Genomic DNA, 15,096 nt, shown 5'->3' with positions numbered 1-15,096 from the left:
CTGCACTGGCCCAGCTGCCGCAGGGAACAGGCGAGCCCTCAGGCGGACCCGGCGACGTCTGCGCCGAGTTCGTCGAGGGGGACGTCGAGGAGCTCATGGACCCCGGTGATGATCTCGTCGGGGCGGAACGGGAAGCGCGCGACATCCTCGGCGGTGGAGATGCCCGAGAGCACGAGAACCGTGTGCATCCCCGCCTCCATGCCCGCGATGATGTCGGTGTCCATCCGGTCGCCGATCATCGCGGTCGACGACGAATGCGCCCCGATCTTGTTGAGCGCCGAGCGGAACATCATCGGATTCGGCTTGCCCACGACATAGGGCTCGCGACCGGTCGCCTTCGTGATCAGAGCCGCGATCGCTCCCGTCGCGGGCAGCACCCCGGAGGGGCTGGGACCGGTGGCGTCGGGGTTGGTGACGATGAACCGGGAACCCGCCTGGATGAGGCGGATGGCCTTCGTGATCGCCTCGAACGAATAGGTGTGGGTCTCGCCGACGACGACGAAGTCGGGCCGGTGCTCGGTCATCACGAACCCGGCCTCGTGGATGGCGGTCGTCAGGCCGACCTCACCGACGACGAACGCCGTGCCGTTCTCGACCTGATGGCGGAGGAAATCGGCGGTGGCCATCGCCGAGGTCCAGATGTGGCTCTCGGGAACCACGAGGCCGCTGGCCCGCAGCCTGGCGGAGAGATCCCGAGCGGTGTAGATCGAGTTGTTCGTCAGGACGAGGAACGGGGTGTCGTTCCGTCGCCACTGCTCGAGGAGCTCCTGCGCGCCGGGGAGCGCATAGTTCTCCTTGACCAGGACGCCGTCCATGTCGGTCAACCAGCAGTCGATCGGTTCGCGCTCCATCTCACTCCTCGGCTCGGGGACGCTGGAGACCGCTCCTGCCGGTCAGCACGGTCGGCAGGAGCAGTCGGGTTCGCTTCCCAGCTTAGTCGGCCCCGGCCGGGAACCTCTGCGGACCGGCCGTCATAGGCGTCCGGGACCGCGCCCCGCCGATTCCGGTTCCCCGGTGGCAGGCGCCTGCGCCCCGAATCCACCCTGCCCGAGCGGAATGGTGATGATCTTCGTGAGCACCCAGTAGAGGACGCCGGAGACGATCATCGCCGGCAGTGACGCGGTCAGCCAGCGGAACGCCTCGGCGGGGATGTAGTCGACCGGGTTGAGCAGCAGGCCGTAGGTCAGCGCACCCGCGGCCGCTGAGACGAACGCCACGACGTTGAACCCGCCCGAGAAGTGATAGGGCGAGCCGGGCCGGTTGTCGTACATCGCCCGCAGGTCGAGGCGCTGCCTGCGGAGGATGAAGAAGTCGACGAACTGGACGGCGCACAGCGGCGCCAGAGCGGTCGCACCCCAGGACACGAACCGGCCGTAGTTGTTGTACGTGACGTCGGGGAAGAAGACGAGGACGACGGCGGGCACGAAGAGGAGCGCGCCGAGCACCGGCCAGGGCAGGCGACGGCCGACGGAGCCCGCGCCGCCGCGCACGGCGACCAGGGCGGCGTATCCCTGCGCCACGATGGAGGTGATGTTGGCGAAGCCGACGAACAGGAGCGCGAGACCGCCGAGGACGAAGCCGCCGAGCGGGATCATCCACAGCGTGGGATCCTCGGAGCCCAGGGCCAGTGCGGCGAACGCGCCGACGACGGCGGCGAGCACCGAGGCGAGGAACAGGCCGATCATGTTCGGCCAGTAGGCGGCGCGGGAGCTGCGGGTGAGCCGGGCCAGGTTGCCGACGTTGGGCCACCAGGCCAGGCCGCCGGCGACGTTGAGCTCGATCGCGATCATGAACGCCATGTGCTTGTCGAAGTCAGCGGCGAGCGGTTTGAGCTCCATCAGCTCGGTCCAGCCGATCTGGGTGAAGACGAGGACGAGCATGATGAGAGTGACGACCACGAGTCCGGGGGAGACGAACTTGTTCACCGTCTCGATGGACCTCGGCCCCTGGGTGAGGATGATCCAGGAGACGATCACGGCACTCAGGCCCATGAGTTTGACGAACAGGCTGTCGGTCGCGAGATCCGTGCCCAGGAGGGCATTGCAGACATTGGCGAAGGCGTGCCCGCACATGATGGCGAGCACCGCCGCCCAGGCTGCGGCGAGCAGCGCGGAGAGGACGAGCATGATCACCCGCGAGCCGGAGGTGCCGAACGACGAGCGCAGCGAGACGAACTGTTCGACGCCGTACCTGGCCGAGGGCACGCAGGGAGCGAGGGCGACGAAGATGATGCTGATGCCGTAGCCGATGACGATGCTGGCCACGGCCTCCTTCGCGCCGACGTAGTAGGCGACGGCCCCGCCCTGGAGGAATGCCCAGGTGGCGATCGCCAGACCGATGTTGGCGGCGGAGAAGTCCCCGAAGCTCCAGATCCGCTCCTTCTTCAGGAGCGGAAGATCGCTCGTGGAACCGGGCTCGGGGGCGCTGCGGCTGATGTGGAAGCTCATAGGAAGCACCACCCGAGCAGGGCCATGGAGAGAACGGCGAGGACGACGATCGAGATGACGATGTCGCCGACCGGCAGTGGTGGGAGGACGCCTTCATCGCTGGCGGGGTCCTCGTAGAGATCGAGGCGCCGGTCGAGCTCCGAACGAAAATTCTGGTCCATGATCTGGTCTCCTTTGACCGGGTTCACGTCGCCGACCTGAGCCCGGCCGACGTTGCATCCGAGGCGGGGCCGAATCTTTGACGGCTCCGTCAAATTACCACTCTATACCGACCAGACGGTGAAGTTGAAGACCCCGGACCCGACTCGTTTCGCCTCCCCGGCAGCGGCTAAGCTCAAATCAGGACAAGTGAGGAGTGACACATGAGCGAGAACAAGGTCATCGAGCAGCGCGGGCTCTGGCTCGACGAGATGGAGGTCGGAGCCGTCTACCGGCATGCTCCCGGCCGCACCATCACCGAGGCGGACAACACCTGGTTCACGGCGGTGACGATGAACACCCAGGCCCTTCACCTCGACGCGGCCTTCGCCGAGACCGAGCCCTTCGGGCAGCGCCTCGTCAACTCGATGTTCACCCTGGCCACGCTCGTCGGACTGTCCGTCTCCCAGCTCACGCAGGGAACCATCGTCGGCAACCTGGGCTTCTCCGAGGTGTCCTTCCCGGCCCCGCTCTTCCACGGCGACACGCTCTATGCCGAGACCACGATCGTCGACAAGCGTGATTCGAAGTCCCGCCCCGGGCAGGGGATCGTCACCCTCGAGCACCGCGGCTACAACCAGCACGGGACCCTGGTCGCCAAAGCGGTGCGGCAGACGATGATGTTCATGTCCAGCCACGGGCAGCCCGAGAGCGCTGCTCCCCGGAAGGAGAGGTGAGGACCACCATGTCCCTGGAATTCAGGCCCGCCTGGCTCTTCGTCCCCGGCGACCGTCCCGACCGCTACACGAAGGCCGCGGAGCGCTCCGACATCGTCATCCTCGACCTCGAGGACGCGGTCAACGACGCCGACAAGGCCGCGGCACGGGAGGCGATCGTCGACTTCCCGCTCGACCCGACCCGCACGGTCGTGCGGGTGAACTCCCGCGACTCCGCACACCTCGACGAGGACCTGAAGATGCTCGCCGCCACCGACTACACGGCGGTGATGGTGCCCAAGGCCGAGCATGCCCGTGACCTCACGGTCTTCGGCGACCGGCAGGTCATCGCGCTGATCGAGACCGCGCTCGGGGCCGTCAACGCAGCCGAGATCGCGGCCGGCCCCAACACCTACGCGCTGATGTGGGGTTCGGAGGACCTCATCGCCGACCTCGGCGGGGGTTCGTCGCGGAGAGCCGACGGGTCCTGGCGCGACGTCGTCAGGCACGTGCGCAGCTCCACCCTGCTGGCCGCGCGCGCCCACGGCAGGCACGCCCTCGACTCCATCTGGGCCGACATCGACGACCTCGACGGGCTGCGCGAGGAGGCCGAGGACGCCGTCGAATCCGGGTTCAGCGGCAAGGTCTCGATCCACCCCTATCACGTGCCGGTCGTCCGCGACGCCTTCCGCCCCAGCCCTGAACAGCTGGACTGGGCCGAGGGCGTGCTCGCGCTCGCCCAGACGCAGAAGGGCGCCTTCGCCTACGAGGGCAAGATGATCGACGCGCCGCTGCTCAAGCACGCCGAGCTCATCGTCGCCCGCGCCCACTGACTCCGGCCGTCGTGGGCATCACCGCTCGCTCGTCACCACCATCGCGGAGCCGCCGCCGCGGCGAGTGGGTTCCGCGGCTGCGGTCTGGGTTCCGTCGGGACTGAGTTCGATCGCCGCCACGGCGCCGATCTCCGAATTGGGGGTGAACGAATCCCCGGAGGGGGTGAGCGTGTGCCCGAGGGCCTCCAGCTCATCGGCGTAGGCGTCGATGTACTCGGGCTCCGCCGTCACCGCCGCGGTGTTGCGCTGCGAGGCGCGGGGCGCGGCGATCGCCTCGGGAAGGCTCATGCCCAGGTCGACCCGGTTGATCAGGGTCTGCAGCGTGGTCGTGATGATCGTCGAACCGCCGGGCGAACCCAGCGCGAGCATCGGCTCTCCGTCCTTGAGGACGATCGTCGGTGACATCGAGGACCGTGGGCGTTTGCCCCCTTCGACCCGGTTGGGATCGGCGGGATCGTCCTCAGCGGTCGTGAAGTCGGTCATCTCGTTGTTGAGCAGGAACCCGCGGTCGGGGACGGTGATGCCCGAGCCGCCGGTCTGCTCGATCGTCAGGGTGTAGGAGACGACATTGCCCCACTTGTCGGCGGTGCTCAGATGCGTCGTCGAGACGTTCTCCGTGTCCTCCTTCTCCTCCCAGTGGTTCGTCGAGGACGGGCACTGGCCGTCATAGTCGCTGACATCGCCGGGGGCGACGGGCTTGGCGACGGCCGCGTCGGGGTCGAGCAGGCAGGCTCGTTCGGCGCCGTAGACCGGATCGGTCAGCGCGTCGGTGGGCACGTCGACGAAGGCCGGGTCGCCCACGTACCTGCCGCGATCGGCGTAGGCGAGGGCGCTGGCCTCGAGGTAGTGGTGCTGGGCGTCGGCGCTCGACATGCGGTCCAGGTCGAACCCGTCGAGGATGTTCAGCGCCTCACCGACGGTCGTGCCGCCGCTGCTCGAGGGCGCCATCCCGTAGACGTCGAGTCCGCGATAGCCGACCTTGGTCGGCTCCTGCTCGAGCACCTCGTAGTCGGCGAGGTCCTCAGTCGTCATCTCCCCGGGAGGGACCGGCAGGTCGGTGCTCTCCGAGATCGGCGGGGCCTGCACCGTCGCGGCGACCTCCTCGGCGAGGTCTCCCGTGTAGAACTCCTCGACTCCCTTGTTCCCGAGCTCCCGGTAGGTCTGGGCGAGGTCATGGTTCTTGAAAGTGCTGCCCACCTCGGGGGCGTCGCCGCCGGGCAGGAAGAGTTCGGCCGAGGAGTCGAACGCGGCGAAGCGCTCCTTGTTGTCCAGGGTCTGCTCCCGGAAGGTGTCGTCGACGACGAAACCGCGGTTCGCGGTCCTGATCGCGGGCTGCAGCGCCTTCTTCAGGCTGAGCGTGCCCCATTCGTCGAGGGCCCGCTGCCAGGTCGCCGGGGTTCCGGGGACGCCGACGGCCACGCCGCTGGTGACGAGCTCGGGGGAGAAGGGATAGCGCTCGCCCGTGGCGGGATCGACGAAGTCCTGCTGAGTCAGCGCCGCCGGCGCGGTCTCACGTCCGTCGAGTGTGCTCACCTCTCCTGTCTTCGCGTCGTAGTGGACGAAGTACCCGCCGCCTCCGATGCCGGCGCTGTAGGGTTCGGTGACGCCGAGGGTGGCGGCCGCGGCGACAGCGGCGTCGACGGCATTGCCGCCCTTGCGCAGAACGGACAGGGCGGCGGCCGAGGCGTCGGCGTCGACGGTGCTCACAGCGCCGCCGGAGCCGGTGGCCGTGGCCTGTTTGTCGGTCGGACGCGGATCGGCCGCAGCGGGTGCGGCAGGCGCCAGAGAACCGAAGGCGGACAGGGACAGAGCGGCGCACGCACACACGGCGGCGATTGCGGGTCGTTTCATGGGTCTCTCTCGCTGGTCGGGGTCTCCCCGGAGCGCGCGGACCGGCCGGGGAAGCGGACCTCTTCACTCTATGATGTCGATCACATCGGATCTCCGATCCTCCGCAGCGAGTCGCGGTGGGAAGGAGTGCGGGAATAAGTGCGGAGCGGTGTGGTTGTATACCGGTATGAGCGATCTTCGTACCCTGACCCTGGGGGCCGGCTGCTTCTGGTGCCTCGACGCCGTCTATCAGCGGACCATCGGAGTCACCTCGGTGATCTCCGGCTACACCGGTGGGCAGACCCCCGACCCCACGTATCGTTCCGTCTGCTCGGGGACCACCGGCCACGCCGAGGCACTGCGAGTCACGTTCGACCCCGAGGTCGTGCCCACCGAGGTCATCCTCGGCCTCTTCTTCACCGGTCACGACCCGACCAGTCTCAACGCTCAGGGCTACGACGTCGGCACCCAATACCGCTCGGCCATGTTCTATGCCGATGAGGCGGAGAAGGCCGAGTTCGCCCGGGCCATCGAGGACGCGCAGAAGCACTTCGACCGGCCGATCGTGACGACCCTCGAACCCCTCGGCATCTTCCATGAAGCCGAACCGGTGCACCAGGACTTCTACACGAACAATCGCTTCAACGGCTACTGCCGTGTCATCATCGACCCCAAGCTGTCGAAGGCCCGGAAGTCCTATGCGGAGTGGGTGAGCTGAATGTCGAAGCACAAGAAGAAGTCCTGCGCGAAGGACGCGAAGCACAAGGACTCCGAACAGGAGTCGAAGAAGCACGAGTCCAAGCAGCGAGAGCGCGCGAGGGCGCTCTTCCTCAACGGTGAGACCGGACCGTGGGCGAAGAAGCTCGCCGAGGCCCACGACGAGGCCGTGCAGAATCAGGATGCGCAGGCCGCGCCCACCAACTGCGCGCCCACCAACTGCGGGCCCGACTACTCGGCGCCGACGTCGATCGACCTCGTCGCCGATCCGGTCCTCCATGCGATCTCCACCCGCCGCTCGATCTCGAAGGTCGGCCCCGAGACTCCGAACGACTCCGATCTGCGCGAGATCATCCGTGCGATCTCCTCGGTCGCCGACCACAAGGGGCTGTGTCCCTGGCGGTTCCTCATCATCCGCGGCGACGATCGCCTCCGCCTCGGCGCGGCCCTCGACGAAGCCGCCGGCGAGCACCGCAAGCCGGGCCAGGTCAACGAGAAGCCACTGCGGGCAGAGCTCCTGCTCGCCCTCGTCTCCTCCCCGCAGCCCAACCCCAAGGTTCCCGACTGGGAACAGCACGCCACCGCCGCCGGTGCCGGCCACCTCCTCGAGCTCGCCCTGTGGCAGGCCGGCTGGGGAGTGATGTGGCGCTCGGGCACGTTGGCCAATGCGCCCGCGGTCCGCCGCCTCCATCGCCTGAGCGAGAACGAACTGCTCATGGGCTGGTTCTACATCGGCTCCGTCCCCGAGGCGTACCGGGCCCGGCTCGCCCGCAGCACCCGACCGCTGCCCGACCCCGAGCAGTTCCTCGACACCCTCTGAAAGATCCCCGGACCCCAGTGAAGAACCCCGACGAGACCGCAGACGACAAGACCCCCGCCGGGGCCACCGCGACGACCAAGCTGCCCAAGGAGATCCACGTCCTGGTGGCGGCCGCGTTCATCGTCGCCATCGGCTACGGCATCATCGCCCCGGTGCTGCCGCAGTTCGCGGCGAGCTTCGACTTCGGCGTCACCGCCGCGACCATCGTCGTCTCCTCGTTCGCCTTCTTCCGCTTCGTCTTCTCACCCACCTCGGGCCGCCTCGTCGATGCCTTCGGCGAACGCCGGATCTACATCGCCGGTCTCCTCATCGTCGCCGCCTCCACCGCGGCCGTCGCCTTCGCCCAGGGCTACTGGCAGCTGCTCATCTTCCGTGGCCTCGGCGGGATCGGCTCGACGATGTTCAGCGTCTCGGCGATGGCCCTGATCATCCGGCTCGCCCCGGTCGATGCCCGAGCCAAGGCCTCGAGCACCTATGCGACCGCCTTCCTCGTCGGCAACATCGCCGGGCCGGTGCTCGGCGGAGCGATGGCCGGCTGGGGGATGCGGGTGCCCTTCGTCATCTACGCGGTCGGCCTCGTCATCGCCGCAGCCGTCGTCCGCATCTTCCTCGGATCCACGGCCTCCCAGGGATCCTCGACGAGGCAGGGACGGGCCCACGCCGAGGCCCACAGGGACGAGACGCCGCAGGAGGTGATGACGTTCCGGCAGGCCTGGGCCGACTCCGCCTACCGGGCCGCCCTGTTCTCCGCGTTCGTCCAGGGATGGTCGGCGATGGGCATCCGGGTGGCCATCTACCCCTTGTTCGCCATCCAGGCGCTGCGCGCGGACACCGCCGTGGCGGGTCTGGCGCTGACGATGTTCGCGATCGGCAACACCTCAGCCGTCGCGGTCGTCGGCCGCTTCGCCGACACCCTCGGCCGCAAACCCTTCATCCAATGGGGCCTGCTGATCCTCGGAATCACGACTGCGGCCCTGGGCTTCACCGACTCGATCTGGCTGTTCTTCGTCCTCTCGGTCGTCGCCGGCATCGGCTCGGGACTCGCCAACCCGGCTCAACAGGCAGCTGTCGCCGACGTCATCGGACACGAACGCAAAGGCGGCCGGGTGCTGGCGAAGTATCAGATGGCCCTCGACGGCGGAGCCATCCTCGGACCCATCATCGCCGGCGCCGTCGTCGACCGCTTCGACTACTCGTGGGCGTTCGTGATGACCGGCATCCTCGGCGTCATGGCCGCAGCGTACTGGATCACCGGGCGCGAGACCCGGCCCCGCGCGAACCGTTAGGGCCGAGCGGTGAGTAGAGTCGGCATGTGAGCTTTCTGACCCGGCTGAGCCTGCGCAACCGCGCTCTCATCGCCCTCATCTCCGTGGTGGCCGTGATCTTCGGGGTCATCGGGGCTTCGGCGCTCAAGCAGGAATTGTTCCCCTCGCTCGAGAATCCCCAGGCGACCATCACCGCGAACTACGAGGGCGCCACCCCGGAGGCCGTCGAACGCGAGGTCACGGCGCCGCTCGAAGGCGCCGTCGATGCCCTGCCCGAGGTCGAGGACGTCACTTCGGTGTCCTCGGCCGGAAGCTCGTCGATCACCGTGAGCACCGACTACGGGGAGAACTCCGACGACGTCGTGCGGGCCCTGCAGCGGGCGATCTCCGAAGTCGAATCCCGGCTGCCCGACGGCGTCGAGCCCTCCGTCTTCACCGCGGGGACCGACGACATCCCGGTGCTGGCGATGTCGGTGACCTCCGACGCCGAACCCGACCGGCTGGCCGCCACACTCGAGGACATCGCGAAACCCGAACTGACGAAGATCGACGGCGTCTCCCAGGTCACGATCGCCGGCGCCCGGACCAAACAGGTCGAGATCCGCATCCGCCCAGGCGACCTCGAGGACGAAGGGGCGAGCCTCGACGAGATCGCCGGCATCCTCCAGGCCAACGGCATCCCCGCCTCGGCGGGAGACCTGCGCACAGGTGAGGGAGCCGCCCCCGTCGAGGTGGGGGCGCGGATCCGCTCCGTCGCCGCGATCAAGGACCTCGTCGTCACCGGATCGGACGGGCCGGTGCGCCTGTCCGACGTCGCCGACGTCGCCCTCGCCGACGAACCCGCGACCTCGATCTCGCGCACCAACGGACACCCGTCGCTGAGCCTGTCGGTGACGAAGGAATCCGACGCCAACACCGTCGACGTCTCCCATGCGGTGGCGGACGCCCTGCCCGGCCTCGAGCGGAAGATGGGGGAGAACACCCACTTCGTGACCGCCTTCGACCAGGCGCCCTTCATCGAGCAGTCCATCCACGACCTGCTGGGCGAGGGGCTGCTGGGCCTGGTGTTCGCAGTCCTCGTCATCCTCGTCTTCCTCCTCTCCGTGCGCGCCACCGTGATCACGGCCATCTCGATCCCGCTGTCCCTGCTCATCGCCCTCATCGGCCTGTGGATGGGCGGGGAGACGCTGAACATGATCACCCTCGGTGCGCTGACGATCTCCGTCGGCCGCGTCGTCGACGACTCGATCGTCGTCATCGAGGCGATCCGGAGGCGGCATGCCGCCGGCGGTGACAAGTTCACGAACATCCTCGCCGCCGTCGCCGAGGTGGCCGGCGCCATCACCGCATCCACCCTGACCACGGTGGCCGTCTTCCTGCCCCTGGCCTTCGTGTCCGGGCAGACGGGTGAGATGTTCCGCCCCTTCGCGCTGACCGCGACGATCGCCCTGCTCTCGAGCCTGTTCGTGGCCCTGACGATCGTCCCCGTCCTCGCCTACTGGTTCCTGCGGCAGCGTGAGGCCACGGTGAAGCTGACCAAGGAGGAGCGCGCCGAGGTGCGCCGGAGCAGGTCCCGGATGCTCGCCGAGTGGAGGGCGGAGTCGCAGGCCGCGAAGCGGGCGGCGAAGAGGCACAGCATCCTCGACTCCGGTCGTCATGACGCGACGACGACGAAGCCGGCAGCGGTGTCGGCGGACGCCCCGCCCCCGTCCGAGGTCGACGAACTCGCGGCTCTGCACTCGCCGGTGACACGGCTGCAGAGGACCTACGTCCCGGCCATCGCCTTCTCGACGAAGCATCCGATCGCCATGGTCCTCGCAGCCCTCATCCTCCTCGGCGGCACCGGCCTGATGATCCCGCAGCTGAAGACCGAACTCTTCGGCGACACCGGCCAGGACACCCTGCGCGTCGTCCAGACCTTCGATCCCGGCACCGACCTCGCCGAGGCCGACGCCCAGGCCGAGTCGGTCGAGGACATCCTCGCAGCCGACGACCGCATCGAGTCCTACCAGGTCTCGATCGGGGCGTCGACGTTCGGATTCTCCACCGGCACGGCGATCAGCGGCAGCTACATCCTCAGCGTCGCCGACTCGAGCTCGGCCCGGGCGATCTCCGCGGATCTGCAGAGACGATTCGACTCCCTGACCGGCGCCGGCCGGGTCGAAGTCGTCAACGAGGGCTCCGCACCCGGAAGCCAGACGATCGACGTCACCCTGACCGCCACGGACCCGCAGGTGCTCGAGGATGCCACGAACACCGCAGAGAACAAGCTCGACACGGTCGCAGACACCCAATCGGTGACCAGCGACGTCGACGCCGTCCAACCGGTCATCGAAGTCAGGGTCGACCATGAGGCCGCCGCCGAGGAGAACCTCACCGAGGCCGCCATCGGGCGATACGTCCAACGGGCCGTCGACGGGGAGAACATCGGCGAGGTCGTCATCGACGACGTCTCCCACTCCGTGCTTCTCTTCGACCGCAGCGTCGACACGCTCGAGAAGCTGCGGACGCTCAAGATCCCGGGCACGCCGGAGGCACCGGGGATTGAGCCCCGCTTCATCGAGCTCGGAGACGTCGCCGACGTCGAGGAGGTGAAGAGCGCCCCGAACATCCGCCACACGAACGGCCAGCGCTCGACGACGATCTCGATCACGCCCGCCGGCGACGATCTCGGTGCGGTGTCCGCGGATGTCACGGCCGCCCTGGACGGGCTCGACCTGCCCGAGGAGGTCACCGTCGACACCGGCGGCGCCACCGCCGAGCAGCAGGATGCGTTCTCCCAACTCGGCCTGGCCATGCTCGCGGCGATCCTCATCGTCTTCGTCATCATGGTGGCGACCTTCAAGTCGCTGCTGCAGCCGCTGATCCTGCTCGTCTCCATTCCCTTCGCCGCCACCGGGTCGATCGCCGCGCTGCTGCTCACCGACACCGCCCTGGGCCTGACCTCCATGATCGGTCTGCTCATGCTCATCGGCATCGTGGTCACGAATGCGATCGTGCTCATCGACCTCATCAACCACTTCCGGGCCCACGGAGCGCCGCTGCGCTCAGCGGTCGTCCACGGCGCCCGGCTGCGCTACCGGCCCATCCTGATGACGGCGGCCGCGACGATCTTCGCCCTCATCCCGATGGCGCTCGGGCTCACCGGCGGTTCAGTCTTCATCTCGAAGCCGCTGGCGATCGTCGTCATCGGCGGCCTCGTCAGCTCGACCCTGCTCACCCTGATCCTCGTGCCGGTCCTCTACCTGCTCCTCGAGAGTGCGAAGGAGCGCCGGGCGGAGAAGCGGCACGTGAAGAACATCGCCCGCGGGCAGGTCCTCGACGCCGCCGAGGCGAGGGCGGGGAAGGCCTGATGACCGACGGACCGGTGGCCCGGGTGCTGCTGCCCGCGGAGCGGAGGCGGCTGTGGTTCGAGGTCGGGCTCGTCGCGGCTCTGTCGCTGGGCCAGTCCGCGGTGTACGCGATCGTGCGTCTGGCCGACATCGTCTCCCGCGGTCCGATCGATCAGGCCCAGGCGAAGCTGAACACGAGTCAATCCCCGCGGCCCGGGTTCGACCTCGTCTACCAGCTGCTCGGGATCGGCTTCGCCCTCGTCCCCGTCCTCCTCGCGCTCTACCTGCTCACCCGCGACGACGACCCGACCCCACTGTCTCGGCGCCTCGGCGTCGCCGGCGACAAGTGGCGGGACCTCGGCTCCGGCACCGGGATGTTCCTCATCATCGGCGCAGGCACCCTGCTCGTCTACGCCGGCGGCAGGGCAACGGGGATCACCGCCGAGGTGCAGCCGGCCAACCTCGGCGACCACTGGTGGACGATCCCGGTCCTCCTCCTGGCCGCGGCGAAGAACGGGATCCTCGAAGAGGTGCTCATCTTCGGATTCGGGGCCACCCGGCTGTACCGCCTCGGCTGCGGCCCGTGGACGATCATCGTCTCTCTCGCCCTCTTCCGCGCCAGCTACCACCTCTACCAGGGGATCGGGCCGTTCCTCGGCAACGTCGCGATGGGCATCATCTTCGGCTGGTGGTTCATGCGCCGGGGCCGCCTGATGCCCCTGGTGTGGGCGCACTTCCTCATCGACGCCGTGGGCTTCCTGGCACCCGGGATCCTCGACCTCGTCGACTTCGCCTGAGCGGGTTCACCGGCCGTTCACCTCCTCGTGGGGAGCGGTTGACCTGCGGCTGGAACTCTCGTCCTGGTGTGCCCGGCCCACCGCTGCGGCTGCTCGGTCGAGTTGGTGGGCGTGGGATGAGCGAGTCCGAACAAGGAGAGAACCGATGGCGCCCCTGCGCGAACTTCTGCCCATGGCCAATCATGTGCGCGGCAAGAGAAGCCCTGTCACCTGCGCGCTGAAATGCGACAACGCGTGTACGAAGGCGATCTGCAATACGTCGAACAACAGTTACTTCCGTGACATCGTGGGCGCGCAGCTGAGCCGCCGCTCCGTCCTCGGCGCCTCCGCCGCCGGGGCCCTGGCCATCGCAGTGACCTCCGCGCCGAGCCCCGCCGCCCGGGCTGCGGCCGCCGCGACCGGCGGCTCCCTCGACTTCACCGCGATCGACCCGGTCCACCACGAGGTCGACGAGCTCATCGTCCCGGCAGGCTACTCCTGGCACACGGTCGTGCGCTGGGGCGACGCGCTGTTCCCCGATTCCCCGACGTTCGACCCGGAGAACCAGAGCGTCGAAGCCCAGCGGCGCCAGTTCGGCTACAACAACGACTTCCTCCAGATCCAGCTCGACGAGAGCGGTGACGACAACCGCGCGGTCCTGTTCTCCAACCACGAGTACACCAACGACGACATCATGTATCCCGCGGACATGGATGCCGCGACGAAACGCGCCATCAGCCGCCAGGCCCATGGCCTGACAGTGGCCGAACTGGTCCGTCCGGGCAAGTCGGCACCCTGGCGCGTCGATGTCCACGGCCGCCGCAACCGCCGCTTCCTCATCGACACCGAGTACACCTTCACCGGCCCGGCGGCCGGCTCCGACCTGCTCCGGACCAAGGAGTACCCGAAAGGGGACAAAGCGCAGGGGACCTTGGGCAACTGCGCGGGCGGGCTCACCCCGTGGGGGACCCTGGTCTCCGGCGAGGAGAACTTCAACTCCTACTTCAAGGCGGCCGGCACCTCGGCGGCGGAGAAGCGCTACGGACTGACCAGCGAACCCTCGGCCTACGGCTGGGAGGAGGACCTGCCGCGCTTCGACACGTCCAACCCCGGCTTCGCGAACGAGGCCAACCGGTTCGGTTGGATCGTCGAGGTCGATCCCTGGGACCCCGATTCGCCGCCGCTCAAGCACACCGGCCTCGGCCGTTTCAAGCACGAGGGCGCCAATGTCACGATCTCGAAGTCGGGCCACGCCGTGGCCTACATGGGCGACGACGAACGGTTCGATTACCTCTACAAGTTCGTGTCGAAGGGCAAGTACAGGGAGGGCGACCGGGCCCACAACAAGACGCTGTTGGCCGAGGGCGACCTCTACGTCGCGAAGTTCACCGGCAACTCGCCGAAGACCGAGATCGACGGCAGCGGAGAGGTCCCCGCCGACGGAGCGTTCGACGGCAGCGGGCAGTGGCTGCCGCTGGTGAAGAACGGCCGCTCCCGGGTGCCCGGGATGTCAGTCGCCGAGGTGCTGGTCAACGCGCGGCTGGCCGCGGACAAGCTCGGTCCGACGAAGATGGACCGCTGCGAGGACGTCGAACCGAACCCGGTCAACGGCAAGGTCTACGTCGCCTGCACGAACAACTCCGACCGCGGCAAGGCCGGCAAGGCCGGAGCCGACGAAGCCAACCCGCGCACCGAGAACCGGGACGGTCACGTCATCGAGATCACCGAACGCGGCGACAACCACGCCGGGACCAACTTCGACTGGACGCTGCTCCTCGTCTGCGGCGACCCCAAGCAGGGTGACGCGACCTACTTCTCGGGATTCCCGGCAGAGCAGGTCTCGCCGATCTCGTGCCCCGACAACGTCACCTTCGACACCGCGGGCAACCTGTGGATCTCCACCGACGGCGCCCCCGATGGCATCGGATACTGCGACGGGCTGTTCCGGGTGACCCTCGAGGGAGATGAGCGCGGACGCGTCGAGCAGTTCCTCTCGGTCCCACGCGAGGCAGAGGTGTGCGGTCCGCTCGTGCACGACGGTGAGAACACGGCGTTCGTCGCCGTGCAGCACCCCGGCGAGGACGGCAGCTGGTCGGATCAGCACTCGAAGTTCCCCGACTACGTCGAGGCCACGGATGTCGGCAGGGGAGTCGCCGCGATGCCCCGGCCATCCGTGGTGCAGGTGCTCAAGGACTGAGCACAGCGCGAACAGGCGGTCGAAG

12 protein-coding genes are annotated in these 15,096 nt (G+C 68.3%); 8 read left to right on the top strand and 4 right to left on the bottom strand.

The window, feature by feature from the left end; genetic code table 11:
• Window positions 1-38: 38 nt before the first annotated feature.
• The 3 genes from RIT73_RS03155 to RIT73_RS03145 all read right to left on the bottom strand — a co-directional run bounded on the left by RIT73_RS03155 (window position 39) and on the right by RIT73_RS03145 (window position 2,608).
• Entirely contained in the window at window positions 39-851 is an 813-nt protein-coding gene (locus RIT73_RS03155) for an HAD-IIA family hydrolase (RefSeq protein ID WP_309130599.1), read from the bottom strand.
• Window positions 852-971: 120 nt separating this feature from the next.
• Window positions 972-2,447 carry a cytosine permease gene (locus RIT73_RS03150; protein WP_309130598.1) on the bottom strand — a complete coding sequence of 492 codons (1,476 nt, stop codon included), beginning with the start codon at window positions 2,445-2,447 and terminating at the stop codon, window positions 972-974.
• The gene (locus tag RIT73_RS03145; protein WP_309130597.1) at window positions 2,444-2,608 is read right to left on the bottom strand and encodes a hypothetical protein; all 165 of its coding nucleotides are present in this window, start codon (window positions 2,606-2,608) and stop codon (window positions 2,444-2,446) included. Before RIT73_RS03145 ends, RIT73_RS03150 begins: the two co-directional genes overlap by 4 nt.
• Window positions 2,609-2,809: 201 nt before the next feature.
• Between RIT73_RS03145 and RIT73_RS03140 the strand changes: the two genes are divergently transcribed.
• Together RIT73_RS03140 and RIT73_RS03135 are read left to right on the top strand one after the other, a co-directional pair.
• Window positions 2,810-3,322, top strand: a complete 513-nt coding sequence (locus RIT73_RS03140; RefSeq protein WP_309130596.1) for a MaoC family dehydratase — start codon at window positions 2,810-2,812, stop codon at window positions 3,320-3,322.
• Window positions 3,323-3,330: 8 nt separating this feature from the next.
• A complete protein-coding gene (locus RIT73_RS03135) occupies window positions 3,331-4,134 on the top strand; it encodes a CoA ester lyase (protein WP_309130595.1) in 804 nt (267 codons plus the stop codon).
• A gap of 18 nt (window positions 4,135-4,152) precedes the next feature.
• Here RIT73_RS03135 and ggt read toward each other — a convergent pair whose 3' ends face one another.
• The gene (gene ggt, locus RIT73_RS03130) at window positions 4,153-5,985 is read right to left on the bottom strand and encodes a gamma-glutamyltransferase (protein WP_309130594.1); all 1,833 of its coding nucleotides are present in this window, start codon (window positions 5,983-5,985) and stop codon (window positions 4,153-4,155) included.
• Window positions 5,986-6,151: 166 nt separating this feature from the next.
• Here ggt and msrA point away from each other — a divergent pair, with 166 nt between their 5' ends.
• The 6 genes from msrA (at window position 6,152) to RIT73_RS03100 (ending at window position 15,071) form a co-directional block, all read left to right on the top strand.
• Window positions 6,152-6,682, top strand: a complete 531-nt coding sequence (gene msrA, locus RIT73_RS03125; RefSeq protein WP_309130593.1) for a peptide-methionine (S)-S-oxide reductase MsrA — start codon at window positions 6,152-6,154, stop codon at window positions 6,680-6,682.
• A complete protein-coding gene (locus RIT73_RS03120; RefSeq protein WP_309130592.1) occupies window positions 6,683-7,501 on the top strand; it encodes a nitroreductase family protein in 819 nt (272 codons plus the stop codon). It begins immediately after the preceding gene.
• 17 nt (window positions 7,502-7,518) lie between these two features.
• Entirely contained in the window at window positions 7,519-8,787 is a 1,269-nt protein-coding gene (locus RIT73_RS03115) for an MFS transporter (protein ID WP_309130591.1), read from the top strand.
• 26 nt (window positions 8,788-8,813) lie between these two features.
• On the top strand, window positions 8,814-12,119 hold the full coding sequence (locus tag RIT73_RS03110) for an efflux RND transporter permease subunit (RefSeq protein ID WP_309130590.1): 3,306 nt from the start codon (window positions 8,814-8,816) through the stop codon (window positions 12,117-12,119).
• Window positions 12,119-12,895 (top strand): CPBP family intramembrane glutamic endopeptidase, encoded by a 777-nt coding sequence (locus RIT73_RS03105; protein WP_309130589.1) that lies wholly within the window; start codon window positions 12,119-12,121, stop codon window positions 12,893-12,895. Before RIT73_RS03110 ends, RIT73_RS03105 begins: the two co-directional genes overlap by 1 nt.
• 145 nt (window positions 12,896-13,040) lie before the next feature.
• Entirely contained in the window at window positions 13,041-15,071 is a 2,031-nt protein-coding gene (locus tag RIT73_RS03100; protein WP_309130588.1) for a PhoX family phosphatase, read from the top strand.
• Window positions 15,072-15,096: the final 25 nt, after the last annotated feature.

The organism is Brevibacterium sp. (genome assembly GCF_031179145.1).
In the GTDB taxonomy this organism is placed as follows: domain Bacteria; phylum Actinomycetota; class Actinomycetes; order Actinomycetales; family Brevibacteriaceae; genus Brevibacterium.
This window is presented reverse-complemented; position numbering and strand designations above follow the sequence as displayed.